Annotated in this window: 13 protein-coding genes; 11 read left to right on the top strand and 2 right to left on the bottom strand. The window is 73.4% G+C overall.

Going from position 1 to position 22,572, the window contains the following annotated elements; translation table 11 throughout:
- From ACIBK6_RS26915 to moeZ, 8 genes are all read left to right on the top strand, one after another.
- Positions 1-993, top strand: a complete 993-nt coding sequence (locus ACIBK6_RS26915; protein WP_399053931.1) for an ABC transporter permease — start codon at positions 1-3, stop codon at positions 991-993.
- Positions 990-1,988 (top strand): ABC transporter permease, encoded by a 999-nt coding sequence (locus tag ACIBK6_RS26910; RefSeq protein ID WP_399053930.1) that lies wholly within the window; start codon positions 990-992, stop codon positions 1,986-1,988. The genes ACIBK6_RS26915 and ACIBK6_RS26910 overlap by 4 nt, the downstream gene beginning before the upstream one ends.
- Complete coding sequence (locus tag ACIBK6_RS26905; protein WP_399053929.1) at positions 1,985-3,829, top strand: dipeptide ABC transporter ATP-binding protein; 1,845 nt, start codon at positions 1,985-1,987, stop codon at positions 3,827-3,829. Before ACIBK6_RS26910 ends, ACIBK6_RS26905 begins: the two co-directional genes overlap by 4 nt.
- 191 nt (positions 3,830-4,020) lie before the next feature.
- On the top strand, positions 4,021-5,778 hold the full coding sequence (locus ACIBK6_RS26900) for a DUF3492 domain-containing protein (RefSeq protein ID WP_399053928.1): 1,758 nt from the start codon (positions 4,021-4,023) through the stop codon (positions 5,776-5,778).
- On the top strand, positions 5,775-6,917 hold the full coding sequence (locus ACIBK6_RS26895; RefSeq protein ID WP_399053927.1) for a hypothetical protein: 1,143 nt from the start codon (positions 5,775-5,777) through the stop codon (positions 6,915-6,917). Before ACIBK6_RS26900 ends, ACIBK6_RS26895 begins: the two co-directional genes overlap by 4 nt.
- A gap of 142 nt (positions 6,918-7,059) precedes the next feature.
- Positions 7,060-8,025 carry an NAD-dependent epimerase/dehydratase family protein gene (locus tag ACIBK6_RS26890; RefSeq protein ID WP_399053926.1) on the top strand — a complete coding sequence of 322 codons (966 nt, stop codon included), beginning with the start codon at positions 7,060-7,062 and terminating at the stop codon, positions 8,023-8,025.
- Positions 8,013-8,789: a spherulation-specific family 4 protein gene (locus ACIBK6_RS26885; RefSeq protein ID WP_399053925.1), complete on the top strand. Its 777-nt coding sequence runs from the start codon at positions 8,013-8,015 to the stop codon at positions 8,787-8,789. Before ACIBK6_RS26890 ends, ACIBK6_RS26885 begins: the two co-directional genes overlap by 13 nt.
- A gap of 63 nt (positions 8,790-8,852) precedes the next feature.
- Complete coding sequence (gene moeZ, locus ACIBK6_RS26880; protein WP_399053924.1) at positions 8,853-10,031, top strand: adenylyltransferase/sulfurtransferase MoeZ; 1,179 nt, start codon at positions 8,853-8,855, stop codon at positions 10,029-10,031.
- 126 nt (positions 10,032-10,157) lie between these two features.
- On the opposite strand, the gene ACIBK6_RS26875 is transcribed toward moeZ, so the two are convergent.
- Together ACIBK6_RS26875 and ACIBK6_RS26870 are read right to left on the bottom strand one after the other, a co-directional pair.
- The gene (locus tag ACIBK6_RS26875) at positions 10,158-11,744 is read right to left on the bottom strand and encodes an alpha/beta hydrolase (RefSeq protein WP_399053923.1); all 1,587 of its coding nucleotides are present in this window, start codon (positions 11,742-11,744) and stop codon (positions 10,158-10,160) included.
- Between the two features lie 111 nt (positions 11,745-11,855).
- A complete protein-coding gene (locus ACIBK6_RS26870) occupies positions 11,856-14,774 on the bottom strand; it encodes a lysylphosphatidylglycerol synthase domain-containing protein (RefSeq protein WP_399053922.1) in 2,919 nt (972 codons plus the stop codon).
- Positions 14,775-14,974: 200 nt separating this feature from the next.
- On the opposite strand from ACIBK6_RS26870, the gene ACIBK6_RS26865 reads away from it, so the two are divergent.
- The 3 genes from ACIBK6_RS26865 (at position 14,975) to ACIBK6_RS26855 (ending at position 22,570) form a co-directional block, all read left to right on the top strand.
- Complete coding sequence (locus tag ACIBK6_RS26865) at positions 14,975-15,367, top strand: MGMT family protein (protein ID WP_399053921.1); 393 nt, start codon at positions 14,975-14,977, stop codon at positions 15,365-15,367.
- A 161-nt stretch (positions 15,368-15,528) separates the two neighbouring features.
- Positions 15,529-18,858, top strand: a complete 3,330-nt coding sequence (locus ACIBK6_RS26860; protein WP_399053920.1) for an ATP-dependent helicase — start codon at positions 15,529-15,531, stop codon at positions 18,856-18,858.
- Positions 18,859-18,976: 118 nt separating this feature from the next.
- Positions 18,977-22,570, top strand: coding sequence for a UvrD-helicase domain-containing protein (locus ACIBK6_RS26855; RefSeq protein WP_399053918.1), 3,594 nt, complete (start codon positions 18,977-18,979; stop codon positions 22,568-22,570).
- The last annotated feature ends 2 nt before the right edge of the window (positions 22,571-22,572 follow it).

Raw genomic sequence — 22,572 nt, 5'->3', positions numbered from 1 at the left:
ATGTCCGAAGCCCTGTTGGCCACCGGGGCGGGGGCCGTGGCGCCCGCCCCGGGAGGCCGTCTGTTCTGGCGGCGGCTGCGCGCCCAGCGCGCGGTCACCGCCGCCGCGGCCGTCTTCGCCCTGCTCGTCCTCGTCGCGCTCGCGGCGCCCCTGCTCACCGCCCTGGAGGGCCAGGACCCGAACACCTTCCACCCCGCGCTCGTCGACTCGGCCAGCGGCGGCGTCCCGATCGGCTCCTTCGGCGGGATCAGCGGCGAGCACTGGCTCGGCGTCGAACCGCAGACCGGCCGCGACCTGTTCGCCCGGATCGTGTACGGCGCCCGGGTCTCGCTCGGGGTCGCCTTCGTCGCCACCCTCATCCAGGTCGCGCTCGGGATCGCACTCGGCCTGTTCGCCGCGCTCGGCGGCCGCTGGGCCGACCAGATCGTCAGCCGCGTCACCGACGTGGCGGCCGCGCTGCCCATGCTCGTCATCACCCTCGGCCTGCTCGCCGTGGCCCCCGCCTCGATCCCCCGGCCGGTGCTGATCACCCTGATCATCGCCGGGCTCGGCTGGTTCGGCACCTCGAAGATCGTGCGCGCGGGCGCCCTCACCCTCAAGACGCTCGACCACGTCTCGGCGGCGCGGCTCAGCGGCTGGGGCACCTGGGCGATCGCACGGCGTGAGCTGCTGCCCGCGCTCGCCGCGCCCGTCATCACGTACGCCGTACTCCTTGTCCCCACCAATGTGGTGGCCGAGGCGGCACTGTCCTTCCTCGGCGTCGGCATCAAACCGCCCACGCCGTCCTGGGGGCAGATGCTCACCGACGCCAACACCTGGTACCAGGCGGCCCCCACCTATCTGCTCCTCCCGGCCGGGCTGCTCTTCATCACCGTCCTCTCGCTGACCGTGATCGGCGAGGGCGTGCGCACGGCACTGGACCCGAGGGCGGCCTCGCGGCTGCGTGTGGGCACCCGCAGGGAGCTCAAGTCCCGTAAGGAGAAGGCAAGTTGACAGGCTTCACAGGCTTTCTGCTGAGGCGGATCGCCGGAGCCGTCCTCGTGCTCCTCGCCCTCTCCGTCATCGTCTACCTCGTCTTCTACGTGGCCCCCGGCAACGTCGCCCAGATCGTCTGCGGCGAACGCTGCTCACCGCAGCAAGTCGCCCTGGTCCACGACAAGTTGGGGCTCGGCGACCCGCTGTACGTCCAGTACGGCCACTTCATCCAGGGGATCTTCGCCGGCCGCGACTTCTCGTCCGGCACCGGCACGGTGCACTGCTCCGCACCCTGCCTCGGCCAGTCCTACCGCACCGACGAGCAGGTCACCGGCCTCATCCTCGGCAAGCTCCCGGTCACCGGATCACTGGTCGTCGGCGCGTTCGCGCTGTGGCTGCTCATCGGCGTCGGCACCGGGGTGCTCTCCGCGTGGAAGCGCGGCGGAGTGATCGAGCGGCTGCTCACCTGGCTGACCCTGGCCGGCACGTCCACGCCGGTGTTCGTCATCGGGCTTCTGCTGATCATCATCCTGTGCTCCACCCTGCAATGGCTGCCCTTCCCGCAGTACGTGCCCTTCACGGACGACCCCCAGCAGTGGTTCTGGGGGCTGCTGCTGCCGTGGTTCTCGCTGGCACTGATCGAATCGGCCAAGTACGCGCGGCTGACCCGCAGTTCGATGCTGGAGACGCTCGCCGAGGACCATGTGCGCACCTTCCGGGCATACGGACTGACCGAGCGGGCCATCGTCGGCCGCCACGCGCTGCGCGGCGCGGTCGCCCCCGTGATCGCGCTCAGCGCGCTGGACGCGGGCACCATGTTCGGCAGCGCGGTGCTCACCGAGACGCTGTTCGGCATCCCCGGCATCGGCCGGCAACTCGTGCAGTCGGTGCGCACGGTCGACCTGCCGGTGGTGGTCGGCGTGGTCCTGACCACCGGATTCTTCGTGGTGCTTGCCAATGCGGTCGCGGACGTCCTGTACGCGATGGCGGACCGACGGGTGGTGCTGTCATGACCGAGTCTGTGGTGAAGAGTGCGGTGGAAACTCTGGTCGAGGTCGCCGACCTCGGGATCTCCTTCGGGGAGGTGCGGGCCGTCGACGGGCTCTCCTTCACGCTCGCGCCGGGCGCCGCGCTCGGCGTCGTCGGCGAGTCCGGCTCCGGCAAGAGCGCGTCCGCGTACGCGCTGCTCGGACTGCACCGGGGGACGGGCGCCCGGGTCACCGGCTCGGTGCGGGTGGCCGGGGTCGATGTGGCGGCCGCGTCCGACGCCGAACTCCGGTCCCTGCGAGGCGGGTTGGCGGCGATGGTCTTCCAGGATCCGCTGTCCTCGCTCGACCCCTACTACACGATCGGCGACCAGATCGCCGAGGTGTACCGGGTGCACAAGGGCGGCTCGCGCCGCGCCGCCCGGGCCCGCGCGGTCTCCGTCCTGGACCGGGTCGGCATCCCGGACGCGGCCCGCAAGTCCCGGGCCCGTCCGCACGAGTTCAGCGGCGGCATGCGGCAACGGGCGCTCATCGCGATGGCGCTGGCGTGCGAGCCGAGGCTGCTGATCGCGGACGAGCCGACGACGGCCCTGGACGTGACCGTCCAGGCTCAGATCCTCGACCTGCTGCACGAACTGCGCCGCGAGACGGGCCTGGGTCTGCTCCTTGTCACCCATGACGTGGGGGTCGCGGCGGAGAGCGTGGATGAGGTGCTGGTGATGCGGGCGGGGAGGGAGGTGGAGCGGGGGCCGGTGGGGAAGGTGCTGGGTGCGCCCCAGGATCCGTACACGCAGGCACTGCTGGCGTCGGTCCCGAGGATTTCCCCCACCCCGCCCCTTCCCGCTGTGGCACTCTGCGGCTCCGCTGGCGCTCCGCCCCAGACCCCGATCGCGCCTGAAGGGCGCTCGTCCTCAAACGCCGGACGTGCTGGAGGGCTTAGGGGCGCGGGGAACTGCGCGACCAGCCACGCACGGTCCGCGGCCGAATCTCAGCCGGAGCGGGATCCGGGGCGGAGCCCCGGCAACCCCCGGAGGGTTTCGGGAAGGGGCGGGGTGGGGGACTTGCCCGCCGCGGGCGAGGTCGTGTTGGAGGCGCGCAACCTGCGCAAGGTCTTCGGGCGCGGCCGAACCGCATTCACCGCCGTCGACAGCGTCGGCATCACACTTCACCGCGGCGAAACCCTCGGCATCGTCGGCGAGAGCGGAAGCGGAAAGACGACGCTGGGCCGGATGCTGGTCGGGCTGCTTGAGCCCAGCGAGGGCAGCGTGCGGCGCGCCGGCACCGTGCAGATGGTCTTCCAGGACCCCGTCTCCTCGCTCAACCCCCGCCGCTCGATCGGCGAATCCGTCGCCGACCCGCTGCGGGCCGCCGGCCGACGCGACGAGGCGGCGGTCCGGGCCAGGGTCGGGGAGCTGCTGGCGCGGGTCGGGCTCGATCCGGACCGGTACGACAGCTACCCGCACGAGTTCAGCGGCGGGCAGCGCCAGCGTGTCGGGATCGCCCGGGCGCTGGCCGCCGAGCCGCAGCTGATCGTGTGCGACGAACCCGTATCGGCCCTCGATGTGACGACACAGGCCCAAGTCACCGCGCTGCTCGCCGAGTTGCAGCGCGAACTCGGTCTCGCGCTGGTCTTCATCGCGCACGACCTGGCCGTGGTGCGGCAGGTCAGCGACCGGGTCGCCGTGATGCGGCGGGGGCGGATCGTGGAGGAGGGTGAGGTGGCCGCCGTGTACGGGGCGCCGAAGGATCCGTACACCCGGCAGCTGCTCGCGGCCGTGCCCTCGCTCGACCCCGCGCTGGCCTCGGAGCGCCGCGCGGCCCGCCGAGAGCTGCGCGGGACACCCCGCCAGGAGGTGGCCGCGGCATAGCCGTGCGTGACCAAACCGCCCCGTAGCGCGACTGAACGCCACCGGGTGGGGAAAGTTACGTGCATTCACCCCTTCCGGTGGCGCGATGGACAACCGTCCGTCGCGCCACCGGCATATCCGCATACGTTCTTCCCGCTGCGAGTCGCCGTTGCCAACGGTGGCCGCCCACAAGGGAGATCGGGGGTGCGCACATGCGGATCGGACTGCTCATGGACGGTGGTTTTCCGTACCCGACCGGTGAGTCCAGGCTGTGGTGCGACCGGCTCGTGCGCGGGCTCGCGCGGCACGAGTTCGACATATACGTGCTGAGCCGCAGCGCGGACCAGGAGGAGCAGGGTCTGGTCGACCTGCCGCCCCAGGTGCGCCAGGTGCGCACCGCACCGCTCTGGTCCGCGCCCGACGCGCGGCACGCGGTACGGGGCCACGCCGAGCGCCGCTTCGGGCGCCGTGAACGGCGCGAGTTCGCCGCGCACTTCGGGCGGCTCGCCACCGCGATCTGCACCGAGGACCCGGCCGAGGGCGACGGCTTCGCCGAGGGGCTCTACGGACTGGCCGCCCTCGCCCGGGATCACGGCGGACTCGGCGGCGAACCGCGTTCCGAGACAGCTGTCCGCATCCTGGAAGCCGCCTGCCGCACGCCGGGCGCGAACCGCGCCGTGCAGGCCGCCCGGATCCCCGACCAGCTCGCCTTCGCGAGCCTCCTGGAGCGCACCCTGCGCCCGCTCTCGCTCGACTGGTACGGCGACGACGCGCTCGGCGCGGCCGACCTCAGCCACGCCGCGTCCGGCGGCTGCGCGGCCCTGCCCGGCCTCCTGGCCAAACGCTTCTGCGGAGTCCCCCTCCTGGTCACCGAGTACGGCGTCCAGGTCCGCGCCCAGTACCTCGCCAACGCCCAACTCTCCGTCCCCGTACGGGCATTGCGCGCGGCATTCCAGCGCCGCCTCGCCGCCGAGGTGTACGCGCAGGCCGCCCTCATCACCCCCGGCAACACCCACGCCCGGCGCTGGCAGGAGCGCTGCGGAGCCGACCGCGCCAAGCTGCGCACCGTCTATCCCGGGATGTCCGCCGACCGGTTCCACGCCGTGGGGGAGGGCGCGTATGGCGGCGACCCGAACACCCTGGTGTGGGTGGGCCGGATCGAGCCCGCCAAGGACCTCATCGCGCTGCTGCACGCCTTCGCCGAGGTCCGCAGGGCCGAGCCCGAGGCCCGGCTGCGACTGATCGCCCCGCCCGCGCGGGGCCCCGAGGCCGTCACCTACCTCGCCCACTGCCGCGCGCTGGCCGCCCAGCTCTTCCCCGACGAGGCCGCCGACGCCCACGCGGTCGGCGACAACCCCGTGTCGTTCGAGGAGCTCGGCGGCCCCGAGGCCCCCGAACTCGCCGACGCGTACGCGGCCGGAAGCGTCGTCGTCCTGTCCAGCGTGGTCGAGGGCTTCCCGATCAGCCTGGTCGAGGCCATGTTCTGCGGCCGGGCCACCGTCTCCACCGACGCGGGCGCCGTGGTCGAAGTCATCGGCGGTACGGGCCTGGTGGTGCCGCCGCGCAACCCGCGCGCCCTCGCCGATGCCTGTGTGGCGCTGCTGCGCGACCCCGAACGCCGCGCGCGCCTGGGCGCAGCCGCCCGCGCCCGCGCGCTCGAACTGTTCACCGTGGAGCAGAACCTCGCGGCATTTCGCGGCATTTACCTGGAGCTCATGTCGCACAACCCGGTCCACCACGAGAGCGGGGACGACTCCGGCGGGCCCCAGCCCTTCGCGCATCCCGCCGAGGCCCATGTGCCGGGACGCTGGGCGGCCCCGACCGCGGCCCGCCTGCCGGCCGCGTCCGGCGGCCCGGTACCGAGCTGGGCGGGCGGCCCGCTCGCGGTCCTGACCGGAGAACGAGCCGGAGAGCGTACCGAAGTACGAGCTGAAGTACGTGCCGAAGCGGAAGAAGGGGCGGGCGCATGACCGACATCCCCGCCGCCCCGGCCACCGGTACCGCCTGGGACGCACGCTCGAAGGACGCCCTCGCCTCCGCACCCGCCGCCGCGAACCGTGCCACCACCCGGCGCGGCCCCGCCGATCCGGTCAGGGCGCTCATGCACCGCCACCGCGAACTCTGCGAGCGGGCCGTCGACCCGCTGGAGATCGCGGCGGGCCTCGAAGCACACGGCGTCACCGACCGCACCGCCGCCCGCTTCCGGCACCGGGACGTCTTCTCGCTCGCCGAAGAGCTGTACGCCCGCGTTCCGCGCGACACCGAAACCCCGCTCCTGGCAGGGGAGTTGGCCCGACAGCCCGCCGGATGGGCCCTGCTGGCACTGCTGCCCGGAACCGTCTGCGCCCTCGCCGTCACGGGCGTACAACTCGCCGACGGCGGCGCCCGGTCGGCGGTGGCCGTCCTCGGGGCGGCCGCCGTCGTGGCGGCCCTGGCGCTGGCCCTGCGGCGCGGACCCCTGCGCGCCGAGCCGCACCATCGGCTGGCCGTACGGCTCTGCACCGCCTCGCTCGTCGCGTACGCGATCGGCGGCGACGGGCTGCTCGGCGAGGCCGTTCGCGGCGGGCCCGACGGAGCCTGGGCGCTCGACCCGGCCGCCGCCACCGGCCTCGCGTTCGCCGTCGCCCCCGCGATCTGGTGCGCCCACCTCTTCTCCGTACAGGCCCACAAGCAGCTCGCCTCCAGCCGGGGCCTCGCCGAGTTCGCCGGGCGCTCGCGACCGCTCCTGATGGGAAGCGTGCTCCTGTTCCTCGGCGGGCTCGCCGGCTGCCTGGCGGCGGCTCAACTGGCGTACAGAACAGGCCTGTTGCTGTCGGCCGCCGCGCTCGGGATGCTGCTCTGGGCGGCCCGGCTGCTCGCCGTGCACGGATTCGCCGGGGCTGCCGCGAAGGTGCTCGCCGCCGCCTGCTGCACCGAACTGCTCGCGCTCGCCTCCGTGTTCGCGGGCCGGCTGCCCGGCTGCGGCATCCTCGGCCGGCCCGTCAAGAGCGCGGTCGAGACCTGGGGCGCCGGAGCCGTGCCGGCTGCCGTGTGCGCCGCCGCCGCCCTCACCCTGCTCGTCCGTGCCACCGCGGTCCTGGCCCGCGCCTCCGCCCACTCCGACCAGTGAGGCGCCCGACGACCGAGCGCCCACCCCACAAAACGCCGACCTCGCCCGGTCACGTCATGAGCGGGCGACGAGGCATTGAAGGAGAACGACACATGACCGCCCTGCCACCGGCCACCCGCCGCCCGCACGGAAGGACCGCGCGATGAGGGTGCTGCTGCTCGGTGCCAATGGATACCTCGGCCGGTTCGTCGCCGACCGCCTGCTCGCCGACCCCGCCGTGCAGCTCACCGCCCTCGGGCGCGGCGACGACGCCGACGTGCGCTTCGACCTCGCCACCGGCAGCCCCGGGGCCCTCACCCGCTTCCTGGACGCCGTGCACCCCGGGGTCGTCGTCAACTGCGCGGGCGCCACCCGCGGCGGCGCCCGCGAACTGACCCGGCACAACACCGTCGCCGTCGCCACCGTCTGCGAGGCCCTGCGGCGCAGCGGCTGCGGCGCCCGCCTGGTGCAGATCGGCTGCGCCTCGGAGTACGGGCCCTCGCAGCCCGGCTCCTCGACCGCCGAGGACGCGGTGCCGCGCCCCGGCGGACCGTACGGCGTCTCGAAGCTCGCCGCGACCGAACTCGTCCTCGGCTCCGGGCTCGACGCGATCGTGCTGCGCGTCTTCTCGCCCGTCGGCCCCGGCACCCCCGCCGGATCCCCGCTGGGCCGGCTCGCCGAGGCGATGCGGCGGGCCATGCAGTCCGGCGACGGCGAGCTCAAGCTCGGCGGACTCGGGGTGCAGCGGGACTTCGTCGACGTACGCGATGTGGCGCGGGCCGTGCACGCGGCCTCGCTCTCCGCCGCGCAGGGCGTGGTCAACATCGGCACCGGACGCTCGGTGAAGCTCCGCGACGCGGCCGCCGTCCTGGCCAGGGTCGCGGGCTACGCGGGAGCCCTGCACGAGCTGGACGGCCCGCCCGTGATGCGGCCCGGCCTCATCGGATCCCCGCGCTCCGGCGACGGCTCGCTGGACCACCTCGCCGCGCCCGCGCCGTACCCCGACGGCTGCGGAAGCTGGCAGCAGGCCGATGTGCGCACCGCGCGGGACCGGCTCGGCTGGCGGCCCCGGATCAACCTGGAGGAATCCCTCGCGGACATCTGGATGGAGGCGGCATGCCGAATCTGACCCGGCTCGCGGGACAGCGGGCGGCGACCGGTGCCGCCCGGCTCGGCCTAGGCGTCCCCGGCTACGCCCATCCGCTGGTCGCCCCCGTCGAATGGGCCGAACTCACCCGCCCCGGAACGCCGTTGCACTGGGCCGTGCTCAACGTGTCCGGCGGAGTTCCGGGCGGCCCGGGCAGCCGGCCCGACCCGCACTGCCTGGAAGCCGTGGGAAAGCTGCGCAACGCGGGCATCCGGGTGCTCGGCCACCTCGACACCGCGTACGGCACCCGCTCCCTCGGTGAGCAGCTCTCCGATGCCCACCGCTACCTCGACTGGTACCGCGTCGACGGCTTCCTCCTCGACCGCTGTCCCACAGACCGAGACGACCTGCCCGAAATACGGACTTCCGCCGGAACGCTGCGCGCCCTGCGCGATGACGTCCACCTCGTCTTCGGGCACGGCACCCACCCGTACCCCGGCTACGCGGAGGCCGCCGACCAGCTCGTCACCTTCAGCGGGTCCTGGGCCGACTACCGCTGGTCGCAGGTGGCCGAATGGACCGCCGAGCACCCGCCCGAGCGCTTCTGCCACCTGGTCCACGGCGTGCCCCGAACCCGCCTGGAGGAGGCCCTGCGGATCGCCCGCTGGCAGGGCGCGGGCACCATCTACTTCACGGACCGCGCCGACCACTCCCGCCACGGAAGCGGACATCTCACCCCGTTCGAGGCGTTGCCCGGCTACTGGGACGAAATCGTCTCGCGGATCGGACCTGGTATCTCGGAATGAGCGGGCGCGTGGCAGTGTTACGCAGAGAACAACCGTACTGACATACCGACCGACGGAGTTTCCGTGTCGCTGCCACCCCTGGTCGAGCCAGCAGCTGAGCTCACCGTAGACGAGGTCCGCAGGTATTCGCGCCACCTGATCATCCCCGACGTCGGGATGGACGGGCAGAAGCGGCTGAAGAACGCGAAGGTGCTCGCCGTGGGCGCCGGCGGTCTCGGCTCCCCGGCCCTGATGTACCTGGCCGCCGCCGGTGTCGGCACGCTCGGCATCGTGGAGTTCGACGAGGTCGACGAGTCGAACCTGCAGCGCCAGATCATCCACAGCCAGGCCGACATCGGCCGCTCGAAGGCCGAGTCCGCGCGTGACTCCGTCCTCGGCATCAACCCGTACGTGAACGTGGTCCTGCACGAAGAGCGGCTCGAAGCCGAGAACGTGATGGACATCTTCAGCCAGTACGACCTGATCGTCGACGGCACGGACAACTTCGCGACGCGCTACCTCGTCAACGACGCCTGCGTGCTCCTGAACAAGCCGTACGTATGGGGTTCGATCTACCGCTTCGACGGCCAGGCCTCGGTCTTCTGGTCCGAGCACGGCCCCTGCTACCGCTGCCTCTACCCGGAGCCCCCGCCGCCGGGCATGGTCCCGAGCTGCGCCGAGGGCGGCGTGCTCGGCGTGCTCTGCGCGTCGATCGGCTCGATCCAGGTCACCGAGGCGATCAAGGTCCTCACGGGCGTCGGCGAGCCGCTGGTCGGCCGCCTGATGATCTACGACGCCCTGGAGATGCAGTACCGCCAGGTCAAGGTCCGCAAGGACCCCGACTGCGCGGTCTGCGGTCCGAACGCGACCGTCACCGAGCTCATCGACTACGAGGCCTTCTGCGGCGTCGTGTCCGAGGAGGCCCAGGAGGCGGCGCTCGGCTCCACGATCACTCCCAAGCAGCTCAAGGAGTGGATCGACGCCGACGAGAAGATCGAGATCATCGACGTCCGCGAGCCGAACGAGTACGAGATCGTCTCCATCCCGGGCGCCAAGCTGATTCCGAAGAACGAGTTCCTGATGGGCACGGCCCTTGAGTCGCTGCCCCAGGACAAGCGCATCGTCCTGCACTGCAAGACGGGCGTCCGCTCGGCGGAGGTCCTCGCGGTCCTCAAGGCCGCGGGCTTCGCGGACGCGGTGCACGTGGGCGGCGGCGTGATCGGCTGGGTCAACCAGATCGAGCCGGAGAAGCCGATTTACTGAGGCGCGGCTATTCGACTGCGGGCCAACGCGGCGGAGCCGCATGGTGTCGCAGCCCCGCGCCCCTCAAAGCACGGCCCTGGGGGCCGGCCTGCACCTCGCGTGCGGGTCGGTCCCTTTGCCGTGCCGCTACTGGCAAACCGCCCCCGCAGAGGGAACCTTTCCGTCCAGGAGGTACGCGTTTACCGCGCCCTGGACGCACTTGTTGCCGCTGTTGTACGCGCCGTGGCCCTGGCCCTTGTACGTGAGCTCCACGCCGACGCCCGGACCGAGCTTGTCCACCATGTTCTTGGCGCCCGCGTACGGGGTGGCCGGGTCGCCGGTGTTGCCGATGACCACGATGGGGGCGGCGCCGGGCGCACTGACGTCAGGGGTCTCCCACTGCCCGGGTACGGGCCACTCGGAGCAGCCCATGAGGCCCCAGCCCATGAAGTTGCCGAAAACGGGTGAGGCGCGCTGGAACTCGGGGAGTGCGGCCTTCGTTTGCTCCAGTGAGTAACGCTCCTTGAAATCAGCACAGTTGATGGCGGCGTTGGCCGCCTGGATGTTGCTGTACGTGCCGTCCTTGCCGCGCCCGTTCATGGCGTCGGAGAGGGCGAGGAGGAGGGCGCCGTTGCCGCCCTCGGCCTCGTCGACACCCTGTTCGAGGAGCTGCCAGTAGTCCTTGGAGTAGAGCGCCTGGGCGATGCCGTTGGTGGCCTGCGTCTGGGTGAGTGTGCGGCCGCTGTTGCCGGCCGGGATGGGCTTCTTGTCGAGGGCGGCGAGCAGTTTGACGATGACGTCCTCGACCTCCTTGACGTTGGCGCCGCGCAGCAGGCACTTGTCACCGCGGTTGACGCAGTCCTGGGCGAAGTTGTCGAGGGCGAGCTGGAAGCCCTTGGCCTGGCCGAGCGCGCCCTGCTTGGCGTTGCTGGTGGGGTCGACCACGGCGTCGAAGACGGCCCGCCCGACGGTCTTCGGGAACAGGTGGGCGTAGACGCCGCCGAGCTCGGTCCCGTACGAAATCCCCATGTAGTACAGCTTCTTGTCGCCGAGCACCTGGCGCAGCAGGTCCATGTCGCGGGCGGCGTCGGTGGTGCCGACGTGGGGGAGCACCGGGCCGGAGTTGTCCTTGCAGGCGGTGGCGAACGACTTGAGGCCGTCGATGTACGTCTTCTCCTCGGCCGCGTCGTCGGGGGTGGCGTCCTGGGCGAAGTAGGTGTCGAGCTGGGAGTCGTTCTCGCAGCGCACGGGGGCGCTGGCGCCGACCCCGCGCGGGTCGAAGCTGACCAGGTCGTAGCGGGCGCGCAGTGCCTCGTAGTCGCCCGCGGCGGCGGGCAGCGTGGTCACGCCGGAGCCGCCGGGCCCGCCGAAGTTGAAGATGAGCGAGCCGATGCGGCTGCCCTGGTCGCGGGCCTCGGTGCGGATCAGGGCCAGGTCGACGGTGCCGGCGTGCGGGTTGCCGTAGTCGAGCGGCGCCTTCATCGTGGCGCACTTCCACTGCGCGCCGCCGGGCAGCGGGGAGGGCGCGGCACCGCTGCCCTCCGCGGGGGTGGGCGCGGGGCACGTCTTCCAGTTCAGCTTCTGCGTGGCGAGCTTGGCCGGGTCGGCGGCGGCGGAGCCGACCCCGTTGTTGTCCTTGCCCCCGCCGGAACAGCCGACGGCGGCGAGCAGTACGGCAGCAGCGCTGAACGCGGCAGCCCGGGTCCGCTTGCGCGGGGCAGGGTGGTGTTCCATTCCCCCATCCTGCGGGGGGCGAGCGGGGGCTGCGCGAATGGGTCGGCCAACCGGGGGCCGCGCGCAACCAGGCCTCGCATCACCCCCTCATACGCCGCTCCCCACCCCCGGCTACAACTGGCCCTTCCTGGTGAGGTAGTTGAAGCACAGCCACCCCGGCAACACAGGCAACCAGAACGTGAGCAACCGGTACAGCAGCACCGCAGACGTGGCGGTCTCGGCCGTCATGCCCGCGATGGTCAGCGCCGTCGACAGCGCCAGCTCGACGGCGCCGACGCCGCCGGGGGTCGGCGCCGCGGACCCGAGCGCGTTGGCGGTCAGGAAGACCACCGCGACGCTCGCATAGCTCAGGGTGTGCGGGCTGCCGGTGCCGAACGCGCGGATCGACGCGTCCAGGCACATCACGAACACGCCGGTCAGGAGCAGCATGCCGCCGATCCCGGTGAGCAGCTTCTGCGGCCGCTGGAGCACGTCGAGCATGCGCGGCACCACACCCGCGAACAGCGAGCGGACCCGGCTCACCACGAACTTCCGCAGGAACGGGACCGCCGTCACCACCAGGATCAGTACGGCTGCCGTGAGCAGGCCCGCGATCACCGTCCGGGACGGCGACAGCTCCGAGGTCTGCTCGGTGCCGGTCACATAGCCGAAGACCAGCAGCAGCGAGATGTGCGAGGCGAGGCCGAACAGCTGCGATGCGCCGACGCTCGCCACCGCGAGCCCCGGACGCACCCCCGCGCGCTGGAGGAACCGCGTGTTGAGGGCGACACCGCCGACCGCCGCGGGCGCCACCAGCTTCACGAAGGACCCCGCGACCTGCGCGACGACCGCCCGCCAGAACGGCACCCGCTCGGGAACGAAGCCGAGCAGGCTGGCCGCCGCCGCCGGGTAGGACAGCGCCGAGAACAGCACGGCCGCCGCGACCCAGCCCCACTGGGCGTTCGCGATCAGATCGCCGAACTTGATGTTGGTGAGCTGCACCAGGAGGAAGTACGCGGCGAACGCCCCGGCCACAAAACTGATCAGCGTCTTCACCTTGATGCGCTCCAGGCGCACCGGTTCCACCGGGGCCTGCGGGCGGATCAGCAGCACCTGATGGCGGATCTGGGTGAGCAGATCGTCCTCGTGGGCCTGCTCCAGGGCCTCGTCGATGGCCAGCTTCTCGGCCTTCTTGCCCGCCTTGACGGCCTTGCGGTCGTCCGGGGCGGCCACGGCCTCGGGATGCGCGGCGGCCTCCTTGGCGGCGGCGGCCTCCGCGGCCTTCGCCTCCTTCGCCGCGTCCGAGGCCTCCAGGACCGCCTCGCGCTCGCGCTGGGCCTGCTCCCGGCCGAGCCTGCGCAGTGTCGCGCGGGTGGAGCGGGGCAGCGCGATGGGCTGGAGCAGCGGCAGGCTGTCGGCGACCGCGTCCGGGCCGAGCACGTCGAGGGCGGAGGCCACCGAGCGTTCGGCGCCGACCCGCAGGCCGAGGGTGGTGAGCAGCTGGGCGATGTCCATCCTGAGCACGATGTCGCCGGCCGCGATCTCACCGCCGCGCAGATCGGTCACGATCACGCTGCCGGAACGATCCACCAGGATCGCGTCGCCGGCCAGCCTGCGGTGCGCGATCCGCCGCGACTGGAGCGCCTCGACCTGCCGCCAGGTCTCGCGCAGCAGCTCGTCGGTGATCTCCTTGTCCTCAAGCGAGTCCAGGGAGCGGCCGCCGGTGTGCTCGTACACCAGCATCACGGCGTCCGGGCCGAGCTCGGAGGTGGCGATCAGCTTGGGCGCGTTCGCCCCGGCCGCGATCGCCGCGTACGCGAGGAGCGCCTCCTGCTCCAGGGCCTGCCGCAGCGACTGGATGGAGCGCCGGGTGGTGATGGAACGCAGCGTCAGACGGCGCCACACCCGGTAGAAGAAGCCCTGCGCCTGCTGCTCGCGGTCGACCACCGTCACATCGAGCGGCGGCCCGTCCTCCAGCGTGACCAGATAGCGCCGGCCGCGCTCGCCCTGCTCCATCGAGTCCGGTACGTCCTCGGCGCGCATCGCGGTCACCGGGTTGAAGCCGACGTGCCGAAGCCCCGCGAGCAGGGTCTGCCCGGTGGGCCGCACATTGGGCGAGCCCACCGCGTACAGCGTGCCGTACGCGACGGTCCAGCCGATCAGGATCGTCACGACGATCGAGAACGGCGTGGTCTGCCCGCCGACGAGCACCGCGAAGGAGTTGAGTAGCAGCACGCCCCACAGCGCCACCCGCCAGCGGGGTCTGCGGGCCATGCCGACGGCCGTCATATAGGCGATGACGGGGGCGAGATAGCCGTGCACGGGGTCGGTGAGGGCGCCCGAGGCGGCCTGCCGGGTCAGTGCCTGGGTGATCGAGCCGGGCGCGGACTTGGCGACCCACAGGTCCGTGGCGAGCGCGAAGCCGTGCGCGAGGACCGCGGCGAGCACGCCGTCCGCGATCCGCAGCCCGTCACGTTTGATCAGCCGCTCGATGGCGAAGGCGACGGGCAGCACGAGGACGGCGATGCTGGAGGTCAGCCCGGCGAGCCGGATGAGGACGTCGGGGGTGCCGACGGTCCCCTTGGTGATGTCGTCCTCCAGACCGGACGTGGTGCCGTGCGCGAACGCGGCGACGGCCAGCACGACGGCGATCGCGAGCACACCGGTGAGCAGCCGGAGCAGGTCCGAGGGGCGGTGCACCCGGGCGGGCAGCAGCGGCTCGTCCACGGAGACGCGCTCGATGGGTCCGGAGGCGTCCTCGCACCGGGCGTCGGGGGACTTCTTGCCGGAGTCCGCGCTGCTGGACTCCTCGGGCTCTTCGGGCTCTTCGTGTTCTTTGGGTTTTTCGGGGCGGTCCGGGCCGGGTTCTTCGGGGCAGTCCGGGCCCTCGTGGGCGTTTTGCTGCTCGCCGCCCTCGGGGTCCCCGGCGCCGGTTCCGGTGGGGCCGGTGGCGGGGGTCCTGGCCTCGGCCGCCGACTCGGGTGCTTCGGGTGCGGCGGGGCGCCGCCCCTTCCCAGGGGTGCTGCTTGCCGCCGCGTCGGGTGGCTGCACGCCCCGCTCCTTCGCTGTCTCGTCCGTCTTGTCGCTGTCTCGTATCACCGGTCACCGCCCGCATGATGGTGGCATGACCAGACGCCCCCGGGGGGCATCAGGGTGCATTGCCCCGGCGTGCGCGGTGTGAGCTGCGCCCCTTTGCCGCCGCGGGACCGGACCCGGGGCCGCTGTCGGTGGCGTACGGCAGGATGGAGCGGATGAGCGAGGAGCATACGGACCCGGCGGGCGGAGCGCTCCCCGAGGTCCCGGAATACGCGGAACGGGTCCTTGACGTCGCCGAGCGCATCCCGCCCGGCCGGGTGATGACGTACGGGGACGTTGCCGAATGGCTGGGCGAGGGCGGGCCGCGCCAGGTCGGCCGGGTCATGGCGCTCTACGGCGGTGCGGTGCCGTGGTGGCGGGTGGTGCGGGCGGACGGCGCGCTGCTGCCCGGCCACGAACTGCGCGCCCTGGAGCACTACCGGGACGAGGCCACGCCGCTGCGCGAGGCGGGCCGGTTCGCTGAGGGTCATCTGCCGCGGCTCGACATGAAGCGGGCCCGCTGGGACGGCTCCGGCGGCGGGCTCGGCGGCGAAGCGGCTCATGTGTGACAGCTTCCGCCATCCGGCGCGGCCGGGGGCGGCCTGAGGACCGTACGGATGACTCGCTGCGTTCCCGGTGCGGTTCGGCGTACCGTCGAGGGCCCGCACCCGCGGCGCGGACCTCGTAACCACCATCACGACCAGCACACCCACCAGGACCGGCGATCCACGTGAGCTCCTCCTCTTCCACCGGGCGTACGACGTACCAGCAGGTACGTCGGCGGACCCCCGGCGCGTACCGACTGGTGCGTACCCCGCCGGACCCGGTGGATCCCCCCCTCCTTGACGCACCCCAGCGCAGGGTGGTTGACCACCGCTCGGGTCCCCTTCTGGTGCTCGCGGGGCCCGGCACCGGCAAGACCACCACCCTGGTCGAGGCGGTCGCGGCCCGGGTGGCGGCCGGCATGGACCCCGAACGCATCCTGGTCCTCACCTTCAGCCGCAAGGCCGCGGTGGAGCTCCGCGACCGCATGGCCCTGCGGCTCGGCGCCGGCGCGAAGGGGCCGCAGGCCACCACGTTCCACTCGTACTGCTACGCGCTGGTACGCGCCCACCAGGATGCGGAGCTGTTCCGCGAGCCGCTGCGGCTGCTGTCAGGTCCCGAACAGGACGTGGCCGTACGCGACCTGCTGGCCGGCCAGCTCGACCTGGAGCGCACCGGCCTCGCGCGGGTGAGCTGGCCCGACGAACTGCGCGCCTGCCTGACCACGCGCGGCTTCGCCGACGAGGTGCGCGCGGTGCTCGCCCGCAGCCGCGAACTGGGCCTCGGCCCCGACTCGCTGGCCCACTTCGCCCGGCAGTCCGGGCGCCCGGACTGGACGGCGGCCGCCGCGTTCCTGGCCGAATACCTCGACGTCCTCGACCTCCAGGGCGTCCTGGACTACGCGGAACTCGTACACCGCGCGGTGCTGCTCGCCGAGCGCGTCGCGCTGCCCTCCTACGACGCCGTGTTCGTCGACGAGTACCAGGACACCGACCCGGCGCAGGTACGGCTGCTGCGGGCGCTGGCGGGCGGCGGCGGCACCCTGGTCGCCTTCGGCGACCCCGACCAGTCGATCTACACCTTCCGCGGCGCCGACATCAACGGCATCCTCGACTTCCCCGACGCCTTCGCCCGCGCGGACGGAACACCGGCGCCGGTGGAGGTCCTCACCACCTCCCGCCGCTCCGGCGCGGCCCTCCTCGAAGCGACCCGGCTGCTGACCCGCCGGATGCCGCTGCCGCGGCTGCCCGCCGAGCGGGTCCGCGCGCACCGCGAGCTGACGCCCACCCGCGCGGGCGGCCGCGTGGAGGCCCACACCTATCCCACGGCCTCCACCGAGCTGGACAACATCGCGGACCTGCTGCGCCGCGCGCACCTCGAAGAGGGCGTCTCCTGGCGGGAGATGGCGGTCCTGGTCCGGGCGGGCACCCGCACCATCCCGGCGCTGCGTCGCGCCCTGACCGCGGCCGGCATCCCTCTGGACACCTCGGGCGCCGACACCCCGCTGCGCCACGAACCGGCGGTGGGCCCCCTCCTCGTGGCGCTGCGCGCGGCGGCACTGGCCAGCACGGCTCCGGTCCCGGACGGGCCCGCGCCGCCGACCGAGCCGGCCGAACCCGCCGCGGACCGGGCCGCACCCCCCGCCTGGCTCGACCCCGAGACCGCCCACGCCCTCCTCACCTCGCCGCTCGGCGGCATGGACACCGCCGACCTGCGCCGCCTGGCCCGCGCCCTGCGCGACGAGGAACGGGCCGCGGGCACCCGCCTCCCGGCGCCCTCGGACGTGCTGCTCGCCCGCGCGCTGGCCGAGCCCGAGCGGCTCGTCGCGCACGACCCCTCGTACGCCCGCGGCGCGCAGCGCCTCGCCGCGCTGCTGCGCAAGGCCCGCGAACTTCTGGCGGGCGGCGGCACCGCGTCCGAGGCCCTCTGGGAGCTGTGGAACGGCACCCCCTGGCCGCAGCGCCTGGAACGGGCGGCGCTGCGCGGCGGAGCCGGCGGCCGGGCCGCCGACCGCGATCTCGACGCGGTCTGCGCGCTGTTCGACACCGCGGCCCGCGCCGAGGAGCGCACCGGCGGCCGGGGCGCGCTCAACTTCCTCGAAGAGGTCGACGCCCAGGACATAGCGGCCGACACCCTGACCCGCGGGGCCGCCCGCCCGGACGCGGTACGCGTCATGACCGCCCACCGCGCCAAGGGCCTGGAGTGGAGCCTGGTCGTGGTGGCCTGCGTCCAGGAAGGGCTCTGGCCCGATCTGCGCCGCCGCGGCTCGCTCCTCGAAGCCGACCGCATCGGCCGCGACGGCCTCGCCGAACCGCTCACCCCGGGCGCGCTCCTTGCCGAGGAACGACGCCTCTTCTACGTCGCGGCCACCCGCGCCCGCGACCGCCTGATCGTCACCGCCGTGAAGGCCGCGGCCGACGACGGCGACCAGCCCTCCCGCTTCCTGACCGAACTGGGCGTCGAACCGCGCGACACGACCGGCCGCCCCCGCCGCCCGCTCGCCATCGCCCCGCTCGTCGCCGAACTGCGCGCCACCACCGTCGACCCGGGGGCCTCGGACGCGCTGCGCGAGGCGGCCGCCGAGCGGCTCGCCCGGCTGGCCGCGCTGACCGACGACGAGGACCGGCCGCTGGTCCCCGCAGCGCATCCGTACCGCTGGTGGGGCCTGTACGAGCCGACCCGTTCGGAGGTTCCGCTGCGGGACCGCGACACCCCGGTCGTGCTGTCCGGCAGCGCCCTCGACCAACTCGCCAACACCTGCGCGCTCCAGTGGTTCCTGGGCCGCGAGGTGAAGGCGGACGCGCCCGCCACCGCCGCCCAGGGCTTCGGCAACGTCGTCCACGTCCTCGCCGACGAGGTGGCGTCCGGCCGCACGCCCGCCGACCTCGCCGTCCTGATGGAGCGCCTCGACTCGGTATGGGACGCGCTCGCCTTCGACGCGCCCTGGAAGTCCGTCCAGGAGAAGCAGAACGCCCGCGCCGCCCTGGAGCGGTTCCTGCAGTGGCACACCCTGGACCGCGCGGGCCGCACCCCGGTCGCCACGGAACACGGCTTCGACGTGACCCTGGAGGCGGGGGAGTACGAGGTGCGCATCCGGGGCTCCATGGACCGGGTCGAGCAGGACGTCGAGGGCCGCGCGTACGTGGTCGACTTCAAGACCGGCAAGCAGGCGCCCACCGCCGCCGAGGTCGCCGCCCATCCGCAGCTCGCCGTCTACCAGCTCGCCGTCCGCGAGGGCGCCGTGGACGAGGCCTTCGAGGGCCGCCGCCCCGACCCCGGCGGCGCCGAGCTCGTCCACCTGCGCCAGCCCGCCCCCCAGCGCGAGGGCGGCGACGCCCACCCGAAGGTCCAGGCGCAGCAGCCGCTGGCGGGCGAGTGGGTGGGGGACCTGCTGGCCACGGCGGCGGGCCGGGTCCTGGACGAGCACTTCACCCCGACCCCCGGCACCCACTGCACTCACTGCACGTTCCGGGCGTCGTGCACGGCCCAGCCGGAGGGGCGGCAGGTGGTCGAGTAGGAGGCGTCCGCCCCCTGCCGGCTTCGCCCCGCTGGTCAGTGCCGGGGGCGGCTTCGCCCCGCCCCCCGTTCCGGCTTCGCCCCGCCCGCTGTCAGTGCCCCCGACTACCCTTCCTGACGTGCCCACCCGCCTCAGCGACCCCGACGAGCTCAAAGAGCTCCTCGGCATCCCCTTCACCCCGGAGCAGACGGCCTGCATCACCGCCCCGCCCGCCCCGCAGGTCATCGTGGCCGGAGCCGGCTCCGGCAAGACGACGGTGATGGCGGCCCGGGTCGTATGGCTGGTCGGCACCGGCCAGGTCGCACCCGAACAGGTCCTCGGCCTGACCTTCACCAACAAGGCCGCGGGCGAGCTCGCGGACCGCGTGCGCACCGCGCTGATCAGGGCGGGCATCACGGACCCGGACGCCCCGGAACCCGAGCAGGGCGAGCCCGGCATCTCCACGTACCACGCCTTCGCGGGCCGCCTCCTCACCGACCACGGCCTGCGCATAGGCCTGGAGCCCACCTCCCGGCTGCTCGCCGACGCCACCCGCTTCCAGCTCGCCGCCCGGGTGCTCCGCGAGGCACCGGGCCCGTACCCGGCGCTGACCAAGTCGTTCGCCTCCCTGGTCAGCGACCTCCTCGCGCTCGACGCCGAGCTCGCGGAACATCTCGTACGCCCCGAACAACTGGCTGCGTACGACCGGGAACTGCTGCGCACCCTCGCCGACGCCAGGCTCACCAACGCCGACCTGCGCAAGGTCCCCGAGGCCGCCGGGGCCCGCCTCGAACTGCTCGACCTCACCACCCGCTACCGCGCCGCCAAGAAGAGCCGCGACCTGCTGGACTTCGGCGACCAGATCGCGCTGTCCGCCGAGCTCGCCCTCACCCGCCCCGAGGTCGGCCGGATCCTGCGCGAGGAGTTCCGGGTGGTCCTCCTGGACGAGTACCAGGACACCTCCGTCGCCCAGCGCCGCCTGCTCGCCGCGCTCTTCGGCGGCGGCACCGGCCACGCCGTGACCGCGGTCGGCGACCCCTGCCAGGCCATCTACGGCTGGCGCGGCGCCTCGGTCGCCAACCTGGACGACTTCCCCCGCCACTTCCCGTACGCCGACGGACGCCCCGCCACCCGCCACTCCCTCTCCGAGAACCGCCGCAGCGGCGGCCGCCTCCTGGACCTCGCCAACTCCCTTGCCGCGCCGCTGCGTTCGATGCACGAAGGCGTCCAGGCGCTGCGCCCGGCCCCCGGCGCCGAGCGGGACGGAAGCGTCCGCATCGCCCTGCTCGACACCCACGAGCAGGAGATCGAGTGGCTCGCCGACTCGATCGCCCACCTGGTACGCACCGGCAAGGCCCCCGGCGAGATCGCCGTCCTGTGCCGTACGGCGGGCGACTTCCCGCAGATCCAGGGCGCGTTGGTGGCCCGGGACGTCCCCGTCGAGGTCGTCGGCCTGTCCGGGCTCCTCCACCTGCCCGAGGTCGCCGACCTCGTCGCGGTCTGCGAAGTCCTCCAGGACCCGGGCGCCAACGCCTCCCTGGTACGGATCCTGACCGGCCCGCGCTGGCGCATCGGCCCCCGCGACCTGGCGCTGCTCGGCCGCCGCGCCCGCAACCTCGTACGCCGCACCCCGAGCGGCTCCGACGATCCCGACCAGCGCCTCGCCGAGGCCGTCGACGGGGTCGACCCGGCCGAGGTGATCTCGCTGGCCGACGCCCTGGACACGTTCCTCGAAAGCACCGAGGACGACGGACTCCCCTTCTCCGCCGAGGCCCGCGTCCGCTTCGCCCGCCTCGCCGCCGAACTGCGCGACCTGCGCCGCTCGCTCGCCGATCCGCTCATGGACGTACTGCACCGGGTCCTGACCGCCACCGGCCTCGAAGTCGAACTGTCCGCGTCCCCGCACGCGCTGGCCGCCCGCCGCCGCGAGACGCTCTCCGGGTTCCTCGACACGGCGGCCGGCTTCGCCGCGCTCGACGGCGAGGCCTCGCTGCTCGCCTTCCTCGGCTTCCTGCGGACCGCCGCCCAGTACGAGAAGGGCCTGGACAACGCGCTGCCCGGCGGCGAGAACACGGTGAAGGTGCTCACCGCCCACAAGTCCAAGGGGCTGGAGTGGGATGTCGTCGCCGTCCCCGGCCTGGTCACCGGAACGTTCCCCTCCACCCAGTCCCGGGAGGCCTGGACGTCCCAGGCGAAGGTCCTCCCGCACGCCCTGCGCGGCGACGCCCCGACGCTGCCCGTGGTCGGGGAGTGGGACGCGAAGGGCCTCAAGTCCTTCAAGGAGGACATGAAGGAGCACCAGCACACCGAGGAACTGCGCCTGGGATACGTGACGTTCACCCGTCCCCGCACCCTGCTGCTCGGCTCGGGCCACTGGTGGGGTCCGAGCCAGAAGAAGCCCCGGGGTCCCTCCGCCTTCCTGCACGCGCTGTACGAGCACTGCGCGGCGGGCCACGGCGAGATCGAGGCGTGGGCGGACGTACCGGCCGAGGACGCCGAGAACCCGGCCCTGCACGAGTCCGCGACCGCGTACGCCTGGCCGCTCCCGCTCGACCCGGAATCCCTGGCCCGCCGCCGCGCCGCGGCGGAGCGCGTCCTGGCCCACCTGGCGGGCCCGGCCGCGGCGGCCGCGTACGAAGAGCGCGCCCATGGGGAGGCGCCGCCCTACAAGGACGCCTCTTATGAGGACGGCGCCGACGGCGACGCCTCGTACGGCGGCCCCTCTTATGAGGACGAGTCCTATGGCGATCCCTCTTATGAGGGCGAGCCTTATGAGGACCAGCCTTATGAGGACGAGCCGTTCCCTCCTGAGGACGACGAGGAGTTCGGCGGTCCCGCCGATGCGGCCGACGACTGGGACCTGCTGCCCACCGAGCGCCCGGCCGCCGCGCCGACCGGCGGCGCCCGGGTCGAGCACGCCCGCAGCGAGCCCGGCGGCGACACCGGGGCGCGCGATCACGCCCCCGCTTCGGCAGCCGTGCCCGCCCCCCGCCTGACCCCCGAGGACCGCCGCACCCTGCACTCCTGGGACCGCGACCTGGAGGCGCTCACCACCGAGCTCCGCCGGGCCCGCGCCACCACCCGCGACGTTCCGGTGCCGGCCTCGCTCACCGCGTCCGAGCTGCTGAGGCTGGCCGCCGACCCCGACGGCTTCGCCAGGGACCTGGCCCGCCCCATGCCGCGCCGCCCGCAGCCCGCCGCCCGCCGGGGCACCCGGTTCCACGCCTGGGTGGAGTCCCGCTTCGAAGAGCTCCCGCTGCCGATGCTCGGCCCCGACGAACTGCCCGGGGCGGACGACAGCGCGGCCGACATCGCGGACGAGCGGGACCTGGCCGCCCTCAAGGAGGCCTTCGAGCGCACCCCGTACGCGACCCGCACCCCGTTCCGCATCGAGGCCCCCATCCAGCTGACCCTCGCGGGCCGGGTGATCCGGGGCCGGATCGACGCCGTGTACAAGGAGGGCGACGGCAGCTCGGCCAGGTACGAGATCGTGGACTGGAAGACCAGCAGGGAAGCCACCGCCGACCCCCTCCAGCTGGCGGTCTACCGGGTCGCCTGGGCCGAGCAGCTGGGCATCCCACTTGAGGCGGTGCGGACCGCGTTCGTCTACGTACGCACAGGTGAGACGGTCCGCCCGGCCCGGCTGCCGGGTCGCGCCGAGCTGACGGCGATCCTGCTCGGGCAGAGTCCGAGGAGCGGACCGCAGGACGAGCCACCACCCCAGGCCGGATAGGC

Source organism: Streptomyces sp. NPDC050485 (assembly GCF_044458185.1).
GTDB lineage: Bacteria > Actinomycetota > Actinomycetes > Streptomycetales > Streptomycetaceae > Streptomyces.
This window is presented reverse-complemented; position numbering and strand designations above follow the sequence as displayed.

Coding starts and splice junctions, on each gene's coding strand:
- ACIBK6_RS26915 (WP_399053931.1), top strand. CDS start 1: ATGTCCGAAGCCCTGTTGGCCACCGGGGCGGGGGCCGTGGCGCCCGCC.
- ACIBK6_RS26890 (WP_399053926.1), top strand. CDS start 7,060: ATGAGGGTGCTGCTGCTCGGTGCCAATGGATACCTCGGCCGGTTCGTC.
- ACIBK6_RS26900 (WP_399053928.1), top strand. CDS start 4,021: ATGCGGATCGGACTGCTCATGGACGGTGGTTTTCCGTACCCGACCGGT.
- ACIBK6_RS26875 (WP_399053923.1), bottom strand. CDS start 11,744: ATGGAACACCACCCTGCCCCGCGCAAGCGGACCCGGGCTGCCGCGTTC.
- ACIBK6_RS26895 (WP_399053927.1), top strand. CDS start 5,775: ATGACCGACATCCCCGCCGCCCCGGCCACCGGTACCGCCTGGGACGCA.
- ACIBK6_RS26865 (WP_399053921.1), top strand. CDS start 14,975: ATGAGCGAGGAGCATACGGACCCGGCGGGCGGAGCGCTCCCCGAGGTC.
- ACIBK6_RS26905 (WP_399053929.1), top strand. CDS start 1,985: ATGACCGAGTCTGTGGTGAAGAGTGCGGTGGAAACTCTGGTCGAGGTC.
- ACIBK6_RS26885 (WP_399053925.1), top strand. CDS start 8,013: ATGCCGAATCTGACCCGGCTCGCGGGACAGCGGGCGGCGACCGGTGCC.